We start from the raw sequence: 17,133 nt of genomic DNA, 5'->3' as shown, positions 1-17,133 counted from the left end.
GACAGAATCACCCCTGCGGGGGCGGTAGGGGGAGAGGTCGGACGGGCTTCTTCACTCCGGGCCGCCCTCTGGTGCGACTCGGCTCGCGCGGCTTCGCCTGGTACGGCTTCGGCGGTACGTGTTCGGTCAGTACGACTTCGGCAGGCCCAGCGACTGGTGCGAGACGTAGTTGAGGATCATCTCCCGGCTGACCGGGGCGATCCGGGCCACCCGGGACGCGGTGATCAGGGACGCGAGTCCGTACTCGCGGGTCAGGCCGTTGCCGCCGAGCGTGTGGACCGCCTGGTCGACCGCCTTCACGCACGCCTCGCCCGCCGCGTACTTCGCCATGTTCGCCGCCTCGCCCGCCCCGGCGTCGTCGCCGTCGTCGTACAGCCGGGCGGCCTTCTGCATCATCAGGCGCGACAGTTCGAGGTCGATGTGCGCGGTGGCGAGCGGGTGCGCGATGGCCTGGTGAGCGCCGATGGGGTCCTTCCAGACCTGGCGCGTACGGGCGTACTCCACGGCCCTGCCGAGCGCGAAGCGGCCCATCCCGATGGCGAAGGCGGCCGTCATGATCCGCTCGGGGTTCAGCCCGGCGAAGAGCTGGAGGAGGCCCGCGTCCTCGTCGCCGACCAGGGCGTCGGCGGGGAGCCGTACGTCGTCCAGCACGAGTTCGAACTGCTTCTCGGGGGCGTGGAGTTCCATCTCGATCCGGTTGCGTCCGAAGCCGGGGGCGTTACGCGGGACGATGAAGAGGCAGGGCTTCAGCTTGCCCGAGCGGGCGTCTGCCGTGCGGCCCACGATCAGGGTGGCATCGGCCATATCGACACCGGAGACGAAGACCTTGCGGCCGGTGAGTACCCAGTCCGCGCCCTCGCGGCGGGCGGTCGTGGTGATCCGGTGGGAGTTGGACCCGGCGTCCGGCTCGGTGATACCGAAGGCCATGGTGAGGCTCCCGTCCGCCAGGCCCGGCAGCCACTTCCGCTTCTGTTCGTCCGTGCCGAAGCGGGCGATGACCGTGCCGCAGATCGCGGGCGACACGATCATCATCAGGAGCGGCGAGCCTGCCGCCCCCAACTCCTCCAGGACGATGGAGAGTTCCGCCATGCCGCCGCCTCCGCCGCCGTACTCCTCGGGAAGGTTCACCCCGAGGTAGCCGAGTTTGGCGGCCTCGGCCCACAGCTCGTGGGTGTGGGAGCCCTCGCGGACGACGGTGGTCATGTAGTCGCGCCCGTACCGCTTTCCGAGGGCGGCGACGGCGGCGCGCAGCGCCTGGTGCTCTTCGGTTTCGAGGACGGTGCTCATGCGTTCTCCTCCGTTGCGGGGGCGGGGCCCAGGTCCTCCTGGACCACGGCGAGCAGCGCGCCCACCTCGACCTGGTGGCCGGGGGCGGCGTGCAGGGCGGTGAGGGTGCCGGAGGCGGGGGCGAGGATGCGGTGCTCCATCTTCATCGCCTCCAGCCAGATCAGCGGCTGCCCGGCTGCCACGGCCGCCCCGGCGGCGAGGCCCTCCGCGAGGCGGACGACGGTGCCGGGCATGGGGGCGAGGAGGGAGCCGGGGTCGGCGTGCGTGGCGGGGTCGGTGAAGCGGGGCAGGGCGGTGAAGGTGTACGAGGCGTGGGCGGTGTCCACGTGGAGTCGGCGGCGGTCGCGGTCACGGTCGGTGGTGATGCTGAAGTGCCTGGTCACGCCGTCCAGTTCGAGGGTGACCCGGTCGGGGGTCGCGGCGAGGACCCGGACGCCGGGTGCCTCGTGCGGCTCCGGGGTGCCGGTGCGCGGGGTGCGGTAGGCGATCTCGTACTCGACGCCGGCCGGCTCGCTGCGGTAGCGCTTGACCTGGGGCTGCGAGGGGACGTTGCGCCAGGCGCCGAAGCGGGCGGGGGCGGGGCCCGGGGATCTCGTGGCGCGTGCGGCTTCCGCGAGGGCGGCGGCGAGGGCGGCGACGCCGGGGTCGCCGGCTCCCGGGGCGGTCAGGTCCGCCAGGTGCCGGTCGTAGAAGCCCGTGTCGAGCCGGCCCGCCGCGAAGTCCGGGTGGCGCAACGAACGTACGAGCAGTTCGCGGTTGGTGACCGGGCCGTGGATGCGGGCGCGCTCCAGGGCACGGGCCAGCAGCCGGACCGCTTCGGGGCGGGTCGGGGCGTGGGCGATGACCTTCGCGAGCATCGGGTCGTAGTGCACACCGATGGTGTCGCCGCCCACGTACCCCGTGTCCAGGCGCAGGCCGGGCGCCTCCGGCACCTCCAGCGCGAGCAGTGCCCCGGTCTGCGGCTGCCAGTCGCGCGCGGGGTCCTCGGCATAGAGCCGGGCCTCGACCGCGTGGCCGACCGCCTGCGGGGGTCCCGGCGCGGGCAGCGGCTCCCCCTCCGCCACGCGCAGTTGGAGCGCGACCAGGTCCACGCCGAACACGGCTTCCGTCACCGGGTGTTCGACCTGGAGGCGGGTGTTCATCTCCAGGAAGTACGGCCGCCCCTCGGCGGAGACCAGGAACTCCACGGTCCCCGCGCCCCGGTAGCCCACCGCCCGCGCCGCCGCCACCGCAGCCTCGTGGAGCCGGGTGCGCAGGGCCGCGTCCAGGCCGGGCGCCGGGGCCTCCTCGATGACCTTCTGGTGGCGGCGCTGGAGCGAGCAGTCCCGGGTCCCGAGCGCCCACACGGTGCCGTACCGGTCCGCCATGACCTGGACCTCGACGTGCCGGCCGCGCTCCACGTACGGCTCCGCGAAGACCTCCCCGTCCCCGAAGGCGGACGCGGCCTCGGCGGCAGCCTCTCTCAACTCATGTGGAAGCGCCTGGAGTTCGCGCACGATCCGCATTCCGCGGCCACCCCCGCCGGAGGCCGCCTTCAGCAGCAGCGGCAGGTCGCCCTCGCCCGCCGCCGCCGGGTCGACGGGGGCCAGCAGCGGTACCCCCGCCCCGGCCATCAGCTCCTTGGCGCGGGTCTTGGAAGCCATCAGCTCGATGGCCTTCACCGGCGGGCCGACCCACGCCAGGCCCGCGTCCTGTACGGCGGCGGCGAAGGCGGCGTTCTCGGAGAGGAAGCCGTAGCCGGGGTGCACGGCATCCGCCCCCGCGGCCAGCGCGGCGGCCACGACGAGGTCGCCGCGCAGATAGGTGTCGGCGGGGGCCGAGCCCGGCAGGCGTACGGCGAGGTCCGCCTCCCGTACGTGGAGGGCGTCGGCGTCCGCGTCGGAGTACACGGCGACGGTGGCGATGCCCACCTCCCGGCAGGTGCGGAAGATCCGGCAGGCGATCTCGCCCCGGTTGGCGACGAGCAGCGTGTCGATCACGTCTCTCCTCATGCGCGGGTCACATCCGGAAGACGCCGAAGCCGCCGCGGGCGCCCTCGACCGGTGCGGTGTGGATCGCGGACAGGCACATCCCGAGGACGGTCCGGGTGTCGCGCGGGTCGATGACCCCGTCGTCGTACAGCCGCCCGGACAGGAACATCGGCAGCGACTCCGCCTCGATCTGCTGCTCCACCATCGCGCGCAGCCCCGCGTCCGCCTCGTCGTCGTACGGCTGCCCCTTCGCGGCGGCCGACGCGCGGGCGACGATGGAGAGCACACCCGCGAGCTGCTGCGGGCCCATGACTGCGGACTTGCTGCTCGGCCAGGCGAAGAGGAAGCGCGGGTCGTAGGCGCGGCCGCACATGCCGTAGTGCCCGGCCCCGTACGAGGCGCCCATCAGGACCGACAGATGCGGGACTCCGGAGTTGGCGACCGCGTTGATCATCATCGCGCCGTGCTTGATGATGCCGCCCTGCTCGTACTCCTTGCCGACCATGTAGCCAGTGGTGTTGTGGAGGAAGAGCAGCGGAATGTCACGCTGGTTGGCGAGCTGGATGAACTGGGCCGCCTTCTGCGACTCCTCGCTGAACAGCACGCCCTGCGCGTTGGCGAGAATCCCGACGGGATACCCGTGCAGCCGGGCCCACCCCGTGACCAGGCTCGTCCCGTACAGCGGCTTGAACGCGTCGAAGTCCGAGCCGTCGACCAGCCGGGCGATGACCTCGCGCGGGTCGAAGGGCGCCTTCAGGTCGCCCGGCACCATGCCGAGCAGCTCGTCCTCGTCGTACTTCGGCGGCTCGGCGGGCCCCGGATCGGGGTGCGCCTTGCGCCAGTTGAGCCGGGCGACGATACGCCGGGCCTGCCGGAGCGCGTCGTGCTCGTCGACGGCGAAGTGGTCGGCGAGACCCGACGTACGGGCGTGCATCTCGGCCCCGCCGAGGGACTCGTCGTCGCTCTCCTCGCCGGTCGCCATCTTCACCAGGGGCGGTCCGCCGAGGAAGACCTTGGACCGCTCCTTGATCATCACGGTGTGGTCGGACATCCCGGGGACGTACGCGCCTCCGGCGGTGGAGTTGCCGAACACGACGGCCACGGTGGGGATTCCGGCGGCCGAGAGCCTGGTGATGTCCCGGAACAGGGCACCGCCCGGGATGAAGATCTCCTTCTGGGACGGCAGGTCGGCGCCGCCCGACTCGACGAGGCTGATACACGGCAGCCGGTTGGCGAAGGCGATCTCGTTGGCGCGCAGGGCCTTCTTCAGCGTCCAGGGGTTCGATGCCCCGCCGCGTACGGTCGGGTCGTTGGCGGTGATCAGGCACTCGACGCCCTCCACCACCCCGATCCCGGTGACGAGCGAGGCGCCCACCGTGTACTCGGGGGAGGCGCTGCCCCAGGCGGCCAGCGGCGACAGCTCCAGGAACGGGGTGTCGGGGTCGACCAGCAGCTCGATCCGCTCCCGTGCGGGGAGCTTGCCGCGCCCTCGGTGCCGGGCCACGTACTTCTCGCCGCCGCCCGCGAGCGCCTTGGCGTGCTCGGCCTCCAGTGCGGCGAGCTTCTCTGCCATGGCGGCCCGATTCGCCGCGTATTCGGGGCTGTTGGTGTCGAGCCCGGTGGGCAGGACGGTCATGCGGTCACCTCCGGGGCGTGGGCGTCTTCGAGCAGTGCCACGGGGACGGGCAGCCACCGCGACCGCAGCCACTCCCCGACCGCCTTGGCCTGCGGGTCGAACCGCGCCTGCGCGGCGACGCCCTCGCCCAGGAGGCCGTGGACGACGAAGTTCAGGGCGCGCAGGTTGGGCAGGACATGGCGTACGACGGTGAGTTCGGCGGTCTCCGGCAGCAGCTCCCGGAACCGCTCGACGGTCAGCTCGTGCGCCAGCCACCGCCAGGCGTCGTCGTCGCGCACCCACACGCCCACGTTGGCGTCACCGCCCTTGTCGCCGCTGCGGGCGCCCGCGACGAGGCCGAGGGGGGCGCGTCGGGTGGGTCCGGTGGGGTACGGGGCGGGGAGCGGCGATGCGTGGACCTCGGACAGCTCCCTTGTACGGGCTGGCGGTTCGACGACCTCCCGCGCCCCGTCGGGCAGCACTGCCGTGTGCTCGACCTCCCCCGCCGGTACGTGGATCGCCTCGAACACTCCGTAGGGGGCGCCCTTTCCGGGCGGGGCGGTGACGTGGAAGCCCGGGTAGCTACCGAGGGCGAGCTCGACGGCGGCCCCCGAGACGGCCCGGCCGACCGCGTCGGCGTCCTGGTCGCGGACGACGAGCCGGAGGAGGGCACTGGCCCGCTCCTCGGTGTCGGCGTCGGGGTGGTCCGTACGGGCCAGCTCCCAGCGGACCTCGGCGGGCGGGCGGGCCTCGCTCCGCGCCAGGGCGTCGGCGAACTGGGCCCGCGCGAGACGGGCCTTGGCCTCGATGTCGAGTCCGGTGACGACGAGGACGACCTCGTTGCGCCAGCCGCCGAGCCGGGTGAGACCGGCCTTGAGGGTGGGCGGCGGGGCCTCGCCGCGTACGCCCTGGATGCGGACCCGGTCCGGGGCGTCCTGGGTCAGCACCACGGTGTCGAGGCGGGCGGTGACGTCGGGGCCCGCGTACCGGGCTCCCCCGGTCTCGTACAGGAGTTGGGCGGTGACGGTACCGAGGTCGACGACCCCGCCCGTACCGTCGTGCTTGGTGATGACGGAGGACCCGTCGGCGTGGATCTCGGCGAGCGGGAAGCCGGGGCGGTGCAGGCTGCGCGCGTCGTGCTCGCCGAAGAAGGCGTAGTTCCCGCCGGTCGCCTGCGTGCCGCACTCCAGGACGTGCCCGGCGACCACGGCCCCCGCGAGGGCGTCCAGATCGTCCGGGCCCCAGCCGAAGTGGGCGGCGGCGGGCCCGGTGACCAGGGCCGCGTCGGTGACCCGGCCGGTGACGACGACATCGGCCCCGGCGCGCAGACAGGCGGCGATCCCGGCGCCGCCGAGGTAGGCGTTGGCGGTGAGGAACCCGTCCGGGACGGGCAGGCCGTCGCCCTCGACGTGGGCGACGCGGGCGGGGACGCCGACCTTGGCCGCCAACTTCCGTACAGCGTCGGCGAGTCCGGCCGGGTTGAGGCCGCCCGCGTTGGCGACGATCTTCACCCCGCGGTCGTGGGCGAGGCCGAGCCCCTCCTCCAGCTGACGCAGGAAGGTGGTGGCGTACCCCTTCTCGGGGTCCTTGAGGCGGCTGCGACCGAGGATGAGCATCGTCAGCTCGGCGAGGTAGTCGCCGGTGAGGACGTCCAGGGGGCCGCCGGTGAGCATCTCGCGCAGGGCGTCGAAGCGGTCGCCGTAGAAGCCGGAGGCGTTGCCGATGCGGAGGGGGGCGGGGGCGCTCACCGTTGGCCGTCCTGTTCCGCGCGGGGCGGGCGGCCCGGCCCCGGGGGTCCGGCGAACGCCTGGGCGATGGAGAGCCACTGGTCGGCCTCACGCCCCTCGGCGGTGACGGCGAGGTCGGCGCGGTGGGCGCGCCGGGTGACCAGGAGGCAGAAGTCGAGGAGCGGCCCGGTGACGCGCTGGGCGGCGCCTTCTGGCCCGTACGCGATCACCTCACCGCCAGGGGAGCGGAGTTCGACGCGGAACTCCTCCTCGGGCGGGGTGGTGCCGCGCACCGCGTAGGCGTAGTTCCGGGCCCGTACGCCGATCCGTGCGACGTGCCGCAGCCGGGCGGTGGGGGTGCGGGTGACGCCGAGGGCGTCGGCGATGTCCTGGCCGTGGGCCCAGGTCTCCATGAGCCGGGCGGTCGCCAGGGACGCGACGCTCATCGGCGGGCCGTACCAGGGGATGCGGGTCCCCGCCGGGGCGTCCCGCAACGCCTTGTCGAGCCGCTGCCGCCCGCCCCGCCACCGTGCGAGGAGGGCGTGCGGCGCGTGGTCGGCGACCAGGGCCTCGGCGGCCTCGTCGACGAAGGTCTCGGGGGCGGCGAGCGCCCTGGCCACCTCGTCGCCGAACCGCTCCGGCTCGGTGGTCGCCAGCAGCGCGACGGCGTCGGTCCAGGCGAGGTGGGCGATCTGGTGGGCGACGGTCCACCCCGCGGCGGGCGTCGGCCCGCGCCAGGCCACATCGTCCAACACCGCTACCAGCGCGTCGAGTTCGTCGCCCTCCTCGCGCAGATCATCGATCACGGCTACGACAGCGGACACGTGCGCTCCCCTCGGGACCGGGTGTGGTGCCCAGGAGCATGGCAGCGCCCCAGGAAACAATCAAGCACGCTTGCATGATTTTCGGCCCCGGACACCCCGCTACCGTGCGCCCGAGCTCTCCGACTCCATCAGCGACCCTCAGGCGCCCTGCACCTGGTGACCGGCGCGCAGCACATTTACCACCCTGCCCTACGTAGGGCAGGGCGGTAATCTGGGCGGCATGATAAAGACGACCGTGTATCTTCCGGAGGCGCTGGAAGTGCGGCTGGACGCCGAATCGGCCGCCACCGGCGTCAGCAAGGCCGAGCTCATCCGGCGCGGCATCGCGCTGCTGCTGGAACACGCGGAGCGCCCGAAGCGCAGCCGGGAACTGCCGGTCTTCGACAGCGGGCGCCCCCGCACGCCCGACGAGATGGACGAGTCGGTGTACGAGCACATCAAGGAACGGGCCGCACGCCGTTGATCATCGTCGCCGACACTTCGGCCCTCTACGCCGCTTTCGACGCCGCGCAGCCTGAGCATTCCGATGCGGCCCGGGTCATGGAGCACGAGCGGCTGGCCATCTCACCGTTGGTCGTCACCGAGCTGGACCGCCTGGTCCATCGCGACCTGGGGTTCCCGGCCGCGATGCAGGTGATGGAGGCTCTGAACTCCCGCATGGAAGACGGGCAGTACCGCCTCGCCGAGCTCAGGCTCGCGGATCTGCGTACCGCCCATGAGGTCCGCCAGAAGTACGAAGGCCTGCGACTGGACCTGGCCGACGCGGTCGGGGTGGCCCTCGCCGACCGCTACCGGACCAACCGCGTCTTCACCCTGGACCAGCGCGACTTCCGGGCCATGGCACCCCTGACGCCCGGGCTGGACGCCTTCCGCATCCTGCCCGCCGACAGCTGAGGCGGACACCACCCCCGGCTCACGCCTTCTTCCGCGCCCCCGCCTGACTGCGTACCGCGCCCATGCTCGCCCCGATGACCAGGGCGATGGCGAGGGCGTCCGTGGTGGACAGGGCCTGGTTCAGGATGAGGAAGCCCGCGGTCGCCGCGATCGCCGGTTCCAGGCTCATCATCACGGCGAACGTGGAGGCGGGCAGGCGGCGCAGGGCCATGAGTTCCAGGGTGTACGGGAGGACCGAGCTCAGGATCGCCACCGCCGCGCCGAGCGCCATGACGGAGGGGACCGCCAGCTTCGCCCCCGACTCCATGATGCCCAGGGGCAGCGAGAGGAGTGCGGCGACGACCATCGCCAGGGCCAGTCCGTCCGCCTGGGGGAAGCGGCGGCCGGTGCGGGCGCTGAAGACGATGTACGCCGCCCACATCGCCCCGGCCCCCAGCGCGTACGCCGCGCCCACCGGGTCCAGGCGGTCGAAGCCGCCGCCACCGAGAAGAACCACGCCGACGAGGGCGAGCCCGGCCCACACGACGTTGATCAGGCGGCGCGAGGCGAAGACGGAGAGCGCCAGCGGGCCGAGCACCTCCAGGGTCACGGCGATGCCCAGCGGGATACGGTCCAGCGCCTGGTAGAACAGCGTGTTCATGCCGCCCATGGCGACGCCGAAGGCGACCACCGTCCCCCAGTCGGCGCGCGAGTGGCCCCGCAGCTTCGGGCGGCAGACCACCAGCAGGATCAGCGCGGCGGCCGCCAGCCGCAGCGTGACGACGCCCAGCGCCCCCGCCTTCGGCATCAGCAGCGCCGCGATCGCCGAGCCGAACTGGACGGACAGACCGCCCGCGATCACCAGCACCACCGGGACCAGCGCCGCCCTGCGGTCGGAACCGGCCCGCCCGGCACCCGCCTTCCCCCGGACGTCACTCCCCCGGCCGCCCGGGCCCGGGCCGGTGCCTTCCAGTGCCGTCACCGCTTCCGGTACGGCGACGGCCGCGGCGGCCGGTTCTGCGGCGGCGGCGCTGCGCTGGTCGTTCACGGGGACCTTCCGGAGGAGGAGGGGGCGAACACGGGGGAGAAAAGCGAGGTCAGTGCAGTGCAATGCACCGGACAGTACGGCATCTCGCACTCGCCCGCCAAGGCCTTTCCCTCACCGTAAGGACCCCCGCGCGTTCCGTGAAATGCCGATCAAGCTCCCGTTATGCTCCCCACGCATGAACCCGGGACGCTCCACCGGCCGCCCTGTCGAACTCCGGCATCTGCGCGCCTTCCTCGCCATCGCCGACGAGCTCAACGTCACCCGTGCCGCCGCCCGCCTCCGCCTGACCCAGCCCGCCGTCTCCCGCACCCTCGCCGCGCTGGAGATGCACCTGGGCGTCCGGCTCGTCGACCGCTCCACGCACCACCTCGCCCTCACCCCCGAGGGCGTCGCCTTCCGCGACAAGGCCGCCGCCGCGGTCGCCGCCTTCGACGAGGCGCTCGACTCCGGGCGGCTGCGCCAGTGGCCCCTGCGGCTCGGGCACGCCTGGTCCGCGTTCGGGCCGTACACCACCCCGCTGCTGCGGGCCTGGCATGAGCGGCACCCCCGGACCCCGCTGGAACTGCTCCGGATCGACGACCGCACCGCCGGGCTCACCCGGGGCGAGGTCGACGCCGCCCTGCTGCGGGGGCCCGTGGACGCGCCGGGGCTCGTCGCCGAGGTGCTGTTCACCGAGGTGCGGGTGGCGGCGGTCACCGCGGACGGGCCGCTGGCCGGGCGCACCTCGCTCGCCCTCGCCGATCTCGCGGACGGCCCCGTCGTCCTCAACACCGTCTCCGGCACCACCACGATCGGCCTGTGGCCTCCCCACGCCCGGCCCGCCGCCACCCTCACCGTCGGCAACACCGACGACTGGCTCACCGCCATCGCCGCCGGACGCGGCAACGGGGTGTCCACCGCCTCGACCGCCGACATGCACCCGCACGCGGGGGTCGTCTACGTCCCGCTCGACGACGCCCCCGGCGTCCCGGTCCTCCTCGCCCGCCGCGACGCACCCGGCCACCCGGCCCTGCCCGATCTGGCGGCCCTGGCCCGCGAGATCATCGCGCGCGGCCCGTGAGGTGGATATGCTCCAGGAATTTTCCCGCCGTCGCGGCCTGTTGGGGCAGAACAGCAACCACCGGACGCACCAGGGGGAGAAATCATGGCGTACGACATCACCGTCAGGGGAACGGTCGCCGAGGGATTCGAGGGCGTACGGGAGGAGTTCGCCGCCGTCCTCGCCGAGGAGACCGCCGAGCCCGGCGCACAGCTCGCCGCGTACCTGGACGGCCGGCCGGTCGTGGACCTCTGGGCCGGGGACGGCATCACCGGCGACGCGCTGCCCGCCGTCTACTCCTCGACCAAGGGCGCGGCCCACTTGGTGGTCGCCCTGCTCGTGCAGGAGGGAATCCTCGACCTGGACCGGCACATCACCGCGTACTGGCCGGAGTTCACCGGCGGCGGCAAGGAGCGGCTGACCCTGCGCGAGGTGCTCGGGCACCGCGCCGGGCTGATCGGCGCCGACGGCGGCTTCACCCCCGACGAGCTCGCCGACGACCGCCTGATCGCCGCCCGGCTCGCGGGGCAGGCCCCCTATTGGCAGCCCGGTACGGCCCTCGGCTACCACGCGCTGACCATCGGGGCGCTGACCGGTGAGGTGGTGCGCCGGGTGACGGGCCGTTCGGTCCAGGAGCACTTCGAGGAGCGGGTCCGCGCCCCGTACGGACTCGACTTCCACCTCGGGCTGCCCGAGGCGCTGGAGGACCGGTACGTGCCGATCCGGCCGCTGGTGCCCACGCCCGAGCAGACCGCGGAGATGCTGGCGAACCCGGTCGACCCGGTGAGCCCGACCGGCATCGCCTTCAGTGCGGGCTCCCGGACCGCGATCGACATGGTGGCCCTCGTCAACTCCCGTACGACCCGGGCCCTGGGCCCCACGTCGGTGGGCGGTGTCGCCTCCGCGCGCGGCCTCGCCGGGATGTACGCGGCCGCCGCGGCGGGGCTCGACGGCCGGGACCCCCTGCTCAAGCCGGACACCCTCGCCGAGTTCGGCCGGGTCCACTGGCACGGCACCGACGTGGTCACCGGCACGGTCGACGGCTTCGCCCTCGGCTTCGAGGCGCTGCGCGGCACCTACCCGTTCCTGGGCGAGGGCACGATCGGCCACTCCGGCGCCGCGGGCTCACAGGCCTTCGCGGACCCGGTGAACGGGGTGGCGTACGGGTACACGCGGCGCACCTGGGCCTCCCAGGGCGGCGCGGCCCCCGAGAACGCCCGCCTGGCGGAGGCGGTAAGCCGGGCGGCGGCCCCGATGCGCTGAGGAGCCGGGCCGGGCCTGTCCGTCCGGGCAAACCCGGCCCGCTACCTCAGCTCCGGCAGCGTCAGCCGGACCGGGCCGCAGCCGATGCGCTCGGCCTCCGCCTCCACATAGCGGGGCAGCAGGGCGCGGACGAGGTTCGTACGCCTGGCCTCACCGTCACCGACGGACTTCAGCCGCTCCACCAGGAAGACCACATCACCGGTCTGGCAGTGGGCCACGTACACCCCCCTGGTGACGTCCAGCGAACCGAACCCACCGGGGCCCCGGCCCTTCGCCTCGCGCAGGCGGGTACCGCCGTGGAGCGCCTCCAGGGCGAACACATGGGCCAGCTGCGGGTCCACGACGGTCGTCAGATGCAGTTCGCCCGGCGGGTAGGAGGAGCCCACTTCGCAGGAGCGGGCCGCGCCGCCCTCCTGCCCCACGCGGGTCCGCGGCAGCGACTCCCGGTAACCGGCGGGCAGCCGAAGCCCCTTGATGCCGCAGAGCGCGTCCGGGGTGGTGTCCTCCCAGGCGACGTACGAACCGGTGGGCTCCGCGGAACCGTACGTACCGGAGCAGCCCAGTTCACGCAGGACGCCGTTGGCCACCGCCACCGCCGCCGCGGACAGGGCCCCGCGCTCCTTCAGGTCGTGCTCCGGCAAGCCGCGGCCGCCCGTTTCGCCCATCGCGAGGTCGACGACGGTCGGCGTGGCCAGCTGGTCCGGAGCCCCGACGCAGCTCTGCGGCAGCGCCAGCCAGGCCCGGGACGCGGACGCCATACCGGGCAGCCCGTTCCCCATCGGTGCCATGTCGGCCTGGAGGAACTCACTCGTCCAGGACCGCGCCTCCCTCTGGTGGGTTCCGTCCAGTTCACGGACGCGCACGGTCAGTTGGCTCACCACGGGGACCTTCTCGCCGTGGCTCGTGATGCGGCACTGCCCGTACGAGGCGACACGGGTGCGCGGGTCCCTCTGTAGTCGCTGGGTCTCGGCCGAGACCTCCAGGTCGCCGAACACGCGCGTGGCCAGGTCGTCGTCGAACGCGCCCCAGCAGGGGGCGTGGGAGAGCAGCGGCAGCGTGTCCGTCCGCCAGGCGACCGCCCCCGCGCCGAACAGCGCACCGACGAGCCCGGCAGCGGTGGCGGCGAGGACCGTCCGGCTACGGAGGAGCCGCCGCAGCAACGGGGGCCGCCCGGCCGGGGCACCGTCGGGGGTGTCACCGTCGGCCTGAGCGCCGTCGACCGGAGCGCCGTCGACCGGAGGACCCTCCGGCGTGACACCGTCCCCCGGAGCGCCATCACCCGTGACCCCGCCAGGCGTGACGCCGCCACCCGTGACACCGTCAGCCGTGGCCGGAAGTGCGTCCGCGCCCGCGCCCCTCGCCCCCTCCGTCATCGTGCCGCCCCCTGGCTCTGGCTCCCGCTGCGGTTCCACGTCGTGGGTGCGCAGCCGATGCGCCGGCCCGCCGATTCGGCGAACCGGGCCACCACCCTCCGGTCGGCCTTCTCCGAGCTGGACACCCCCGACTCGATCCGCCCGTAGAACACCACGTCCCGGTCGTCGCAGGAGGCGCGCAGGAGACCGTGCTCCTCGCCCTCGGGGAGACCGGCGAACACCGCCGCCGTCCGGGGCGTGGCGGCCATCACGAACTGGGCCGCCGGTTCGGCCGGCCCGCCCCTCTGGGGCCACACGACCGAGCAGGTCTGGAGCCGGTCGTCGACGACGCCCACCTGCTGCTCGTACCGGGAGGTGCTCCCCAGGTCGAGCGTCACCCCGGGGATCCGGCAGACCGGATTCCTGGCACTGCCCGAACGCTCGGCGACCCGGGTCATAGGCGACGTCATCCGCAGCGGCTCCTCCGGCGCGCACCCCGCCTTCCGCATCCCCGCCTCGGCGGCGCCCAGCAGCATGCGGCCCACGTCGGGCAGGGTGCCGATGGTCAGCGGGGTCTGCCGCTTGCCCAGGTGGCCGTCGCCCCAGCTCTCGGCCCACAGGGTCACCGCGGACGGCCTGCCCTCCACATCGCACGACTCGGGCAGCACGAGCATCGCCCGGTCCCCGGCGACGAGGCCGTCGAGGCCGTCGGGGAGCGCGGAGGCGGTGCCGCTGAAGTACCGCTCGATCCAGGCGTACCGCTCGTCCGGGGCCTCGGGCACCGGACCGTAGCTCAGCGTCACCCGGTCCTCGAAGCGGATCGGCTCGGTGGAGTCGTCGTCGGGTACGGACGAGGTCACCGTGAGGGTGCAGGTCGCCGTCCTCCCGTCGCCGCCCGGCGTACCGGACTCGACGGCCGCGCGCTCGGAGCCGGACTTGCCCAGGGCCTCGTCGCCGAGGAACCGGGCCCCGCTGTCCTGCTGCCAGGCGTCCCAGCAGTAGCGGTCCCGGAAGAGCCCGCTGTCCTTCGCCCAGAGCCCCCCACCGGATACGAGCACCACTGCCGCCAGCGCGGAGGCGAGGACCGTACGCTTCCGCCACCACCTGCCACCGCTCTTCACAACGCTTCCCCCTGCACCTACGCGACCGCGCGACGACCGCCGCAAACCCGTCGATGCTACGGGGTCACCTCCCGCCGCCCTCCAGCCCGTCCGCGATCACCTCCGCCAGGTGCCGGGCCCGGCGTCCGGCCAGCTGGTCCAGTTGCGTACGGCAGGAGAACCCGTCCGCGAGGAGTTCGCTCTCCGGTCCCGACTCCCGTACGGAGGGGAGCAGCTGCTCCTCCGCGCAGGCCACGGACACCTCCCAGTGCCCCTTCTCGAAACCGAAGTTCCCGGCCAGACCGCAGCACCCCCCGCTCAGTTCACCCGTCAGCCCCATCCGTTCCCGCAGGCGCCGCTCCGCCGCGTCGCCGAGGACCGCGTGCTGGTGGCAGTGGGTCTGGCCGGTGACCGGGCGGTCCAGGCGGGGCGGGGTCCAGTCGGGGGCGTACTCCTCCAGGTACTGGGCCAAGGTCCTCACGCTCTCGGCCAGTTCGGCGGCGCGCGGGTCGTCGGGGAGAAGTTCGGGCAGGTCCGTGCGGAGGGTGGCGGCGCAACTCGGTTCGAGGACGACGAGCGGGTGGCCGGGGAGCAGGCCGACCCGGTCCAGGGTGCGGCGCATCACGCGGCGGGCCGCGTCCAGCTGGCCCGTCGACACGTAGGTGAGACCGCAGCACACTCCGCGCGGGGCCGGGAGCACCGTGCGCCCCGTCGCCTCCTCCAGCACCCGGACCGCCGCCCGGCCCACCTGCGGGGACAGGTACTCGGTGAAGGTGTCCGCCCACAGGGCCACCACCCGGTCCGACGCGAGGACGCGCGTCCCCTCGCCCTGCCTCCGGCGCAGCCACCGGCTGTACGTCTCCGTCGCCAGCACCGGAATCGTCCGCTCGGGCGCGATCCCCGCCAGCCGCTTCGCGAGTGCGGCGAGCGGGCGCAGCCGGGCCAGGGCGTTCAACGGGCGGGCCAGTGGCGCGGCCAGGCGCAGCCACCGCGGGAGGCGGCCCAGGGCGTAGTGGGCGGCGGGGCGGAGGCGGCCCCGGTAGTGGTGGTGCAGGAACTCCGCCTTGTACGTGGCCATGTCGACGCCCACCGGGCAGTCGCTGCGGCACCCCTTGCAGGAGAGGCAGAGGTCGAGCGCGTCCCGTACCTCCGTGCTCCGCCAGCCGTCGGTGATCACCTCGCCCGCCAGCATCTCGTGCAGCAGCCGGGCCCGCCCGCGCGTGGAGTGGGCCTCCTCGCCGGTCGCGCGGAAGGACGGGCACATGACGCCCGCACCCGGCGCCTCCGTCGTACGGCACTTGGCGACGCCGACACACCTGCGCACCGCTCCCGCGAAGTCCCCGCCGTCCTGCGGGTAGCCGAATTCCACGTCGACCGGGCGTTTCGGCAGAACCTCGAAGCGGAGGTTCTCGTCGAGGCGGTCCGGGCGGACGAGCATCCCGGGGTTCAGGCCGCCGTCCGGGTCCCACAGGTCCTTGAACCGGCCGAAGAGGCCGACGAGTTCGTCCCCGTACATCCGTGGCAGCAGCTCGGCGCGCGCCTGGCCGTCGCCGTGTTCGCCGCTGAGGGAGCCGCCGTGCGCGACGACCAGGTCGGCCGTCTCCTCGGAGAAGCGGCGGAAGCGGGCGGTTCCGGCCGGGGTGAGGAGGTCGAAGTCGATGCGCACGTGGATGCAGCCGTCGCCGAAGTGGCCGTACGGGGTTCCGCGCAGGCCGTGTTCGGTGAGCAGCGCCCGGAAGTCGCGCAGGTACGCACCGAGCCGGGCGGGCGGCACCGCGCAGTCCTCCCAGCCGGGCCAGGCCTCGCTGCCGTCGGGCATCCGGGTCGCGGTCCCGGCGGCGTCCTCCCGGATGCGCCACAGGGCCCGCTGCCCGGCCGGGTCGGTGACGACCGTCCCGTCGACGGCGTCGGCCGCCCGCAGGATGCGTTCGGCGTGCGCGCGGGCATCGGACCCGGTCGCCCCGCCCGTCTCGACGAACAGCCAGGCGGCCCCGCGCGGCAGCCCGGCGGACTCGCGTACGAGGTCGGCTGCCATGCCCTCGACGGTGAGCGGGCCGTACGGCAGGAGGCCCGGGGCGGCCTCGGCGGCGGCGGACTCGTCGGCGTACCCGAGGACGGCCAGGGCGCGGGCGCGCGGGGGCTCGACCAGGCGCACGGTCGCCTCGGTGACCACGGCGAGGGTGCCCTCGCTGCCGCAGAACGCCCGGACCGGGTCGGGGCCGCCGGGGTACTCGGGGAGCAGGGCGTCGAGCGCGTAGCCGGAGATGCGGCGCGGGAGGTCGGGGTAGCGGGTGCGGAGGGGGGCGAGGTGGGCGGCGATCAGTTCACGCACACCGTGGGGGCCGACGCCCTCCGGCCCCTGACCGCTCCCCTGTTCCAGGCGCAGCGCCTGGCCCCCGTACCGGACGACCGACAGTCCCCGTACGTTGTCGGCCGTCGTGCCCCAGGCCACCGAGTGCGCCCCGCAGGAGTTGTTGCCGATCATCCCGCCGATGGTGCAGCGGCTGTGCGTGGACGGGTCGGGGCCGAACGTCAGCCCGTGCGGGGCGGCGGCGGCCCGCAGGTCGTCCAGGACGACGCCGGGCTGGACGACGGCGGTGCGGGCGACCGGGTCCAGGTCGAGGATCGTCCGCAGATGGCGGGTGAGGTCGAGCACGAGGCCGGTGCCGGTGGCCTGCCCGGCGATGGACGTGCCGCCACCGCGCGCCACCACCGGAACCCGATACTCCTGGCAGACCGTCAGCGCGGCCGCGATGTCGTCGGCGTCGCGCGGGGCGAGAACCCCGAGCGGGACGCGGCGGTAGTTGGAGGCGTCCATCGTCGTCAGGGCCCGCGCGGCGGGCCCGAAGTCGCTCTCGCCGCGCACGGAGGCGCGGAGCGCCCCGACAAAGGCACGGGATGGTCCGGAGGGTCCGGAGGGTCCGGAGGGTCCGGAGGGTCCGGAGGGTCCGGTATGCGGTCGATGCTGTTCGGCCATGGCTTCAGCATGCCGTCGGTACAGATGAACTCTTGGGATGCGGTCGGGTAAAGGCGGG

The 17,133-nt window shown here is 73.9% G+C and carries 13 protein-coding genes; 4 read left to right on the top strand and 9 right to left on the bottom strand.

The genetic code is table 11. From position 1 onward, the window contains the following. Positions 1 to 126 precede the first annotated feature (126 nt). From RI138_RS18990 to RI138_RS18970, 5 genes are read right to left on the bottom strand one after another with little or no spacing between them, the layout of a single operon-like run. A complete protein-coding gene (locus RI138_RS18990) occupies positions 127 to 1,287 on the bottom strand; it encodes an acyl-CoA dehydrogenase family protein (RefSeq protein ID WP_311120903.1) in 1,161 nt (386 codons plus the stop codon). Continuing rightward, positions 1,284 to 3,278, bottom strand: coding sequence for an ATP-binding protein (locus tag RI138_RS18985; protein ID WP_311120902.1), 1,995 nt, complete (start codon positions 3,276 to 3,278; stop codon positions 1,284 to 1,286). Before RI138_RS18985 ends, RI138_RS18990 begins: the two co-directional genes overlap by 4 nt. 7 nt (positions 3,279 to 3,285) lie before the next feature. Beyond that, positions 3,286 to 4,893: an acyl-CoA carboxylase subunit beta gene (locus tag RI138_RS18980; RefSeq protein ID WP_311120901.1), complete on the bottom strand. Its 1,608-nt coding sequence runs from the start codon at positions 4,891 to 4,893 to the stop codon at positions 3,286 to 3,288. After that, positions 4,890 to 6,620 carry an acyclic terpene utilization AtuA family protein gene (locus RI138_RS18975; protein ID WP_311120900.1) on the bottom strand — a complete coding sequence of 577 codons (1,731 nt, stop codon included), beginning with the start codon at positions 6,618 to 6,620 and terminating at the stop codon, positions 4,890 to 4,892. Before RI138_RS18975 ends, RI138_RS18980 begins: the two co-directional genes overlap by 4 nt. After that, on the bottom strand, positions 6,617 to 7,423 hold the full coding sequence (locus RI138_RS18970) for a TIGR03084 family metal-binding protein (protein WP_311120899.1): 807 nt from the start codon (positions 7,421 to 7,423) through the stop codon (positions 6,617 to 6,619). The genes RI138_RS18975 and RI138_RS18970 overlap by 4 nt, the downstream gene beginning before the upstream one ends. Before the next feature lie 220 nt (positions 7,424 to 7,643). Here RI138_RS18970 and RI138_RS18965 point away from each other — a divergent pair, with 220 nt between their 5' ends. Both RI138_RS18965 and RI138_RS18960 read left to right on the top strand, forming a co-directional pair. Continuing rightward, positions 7,644 to 7,886 (top strand): ribbon-helix-helix domain-containing protein, encoded by a 243-nt coding sequence (locus RI138_RS18965; RefSeq protein WP_311120898.1) that lies wholly within the window; start codon positions 7,644 to 7,646, stop codon positions 7,884 to 7,886. Further along, complete coding sequence (locus RI138_RS18960) at positions 7,883 to 8,317, top strand: type II toxin-antitoxin system VapC family toxin (protein ID WP_311120897.1); 435 nt, start codon at positions 7,883 to 7,885, stop codon at positions 8,315 to 8,317. The genes RI138_RS18965 and RI138_RS18960 overlap by 4 nt, the downstream gene beginning before the upstream one ends. 19 nt (positions 8,318 to 8,336) lie before the next feature. Here RI138_RS18960 and RI138_RS18955 read toward each other — a convergent pair whose 3' ends face one another. Next, positions 8,337 to 9,344 (bottom strand): EamA family transporter, encoded by a 1,008-nt coding sequence (locus RI138_RS18955; protein ID WP_311120896.1) that lies wholly within the window; start codon positions 9,342 to 9,344, stop codon positions 8,337 to 8,339. A gap of 175 nt (positions 9,345 to 9,519) precedes the next feature. On the opposite strand from RI138_RS18955, the gene RI138_RS18950 reads away from it, so the two are divergent. Both RI138_RS18950 and RI138_RS18945 read left to right on the top strand, forming a co-directional pair. Then, positions 9,520 to 10,404: a LysR family transcriptional regulator gene (locus tag RI138_RS18950; protein WP_311120895.1), complete on the top strand. Its 885-nt coding sequence runs from the start codon at positions 9,520 to 9,522 to the stop codon at positions 10,402 to 10,404. A gap of 84 nt (positions 10,405 to 10,488) precedes the next feature. Beyond that, on the top strand, positions 10,489 to 11,646 hold the full coding sequence (locus RI138_RS18945) for a serine hydrolase domain-containing protein (RefSeq protein ID WP_311120894.1): 1,158 nt from the start codon (positions 10,489 to 10,491) through the stop codon (positions 11,644 to 11,646). 41 nt (positions 11,647 to 11,687) lie between these two features. Here RI138_RS18945 and RI138_RS18940 read toward each other — a convergent pair whose 3' ends face one another. From RI138_RS18940 to RI138_RS18930, 3 genes are all read right to left on the bottom strand, one after another. Beyond that, positions 11,688 to 13,019, bottom strand: a complete 1,332-nt coding sequence (locus RI138_RS18940) for a hypothetical protein (RefSeq protein ID WP_311120893.1) — start codon at positions 13,017 to 13,019, stop codon at positions 11,688 to 11,690. After that, positions 13,016 to 14,119, bottom strand: a complete 1,104-nt coding sequence (locus RI138_RS18935; RefSeq protein WP_311120892.1) for a hypothetical protein — start codon at positions 14,117 to 14,119, stop codon at positions 13,016 to 13,018. The genes RI138_RS18940 and RI138_RS18935 overlap by 4 nt, the downstream gene beginning before the upstream one ends. Before the next feature lie 64 nt (positions 14,120 to 14,183). Further along, positions 14,184 to 17,075 carry an FAD-linked oxidase C-terminal domain-containing protein gene (locus RI138_RS18930; protein ID WP_398863272.1) on the bottom strand — a complete coding sequence of 964 codons (2,892 nt, stop codon included), beginning with the start codon at positions 17,073 to 17,075 and terminating at the stop codon, positions 14,184 to 14,186. Between the last annotated feature and the right edge of the window lie 58 nt (positions 17,076 to 17,133).

This window comes from Streptomyces durocortorensis, from assembly GCF_031760065.1.
In the GTDB taxonomy this organism is placed as follows: Bacteria; Actinomycetota; Actinomycetes; order Streptomycetales; family Streptomycetaceae; genus Streptomyces.
Note: the sequence above shows the minus strand (reverse complement) of the source record. Positions and strands in the feature narration are given on the sequence as shown.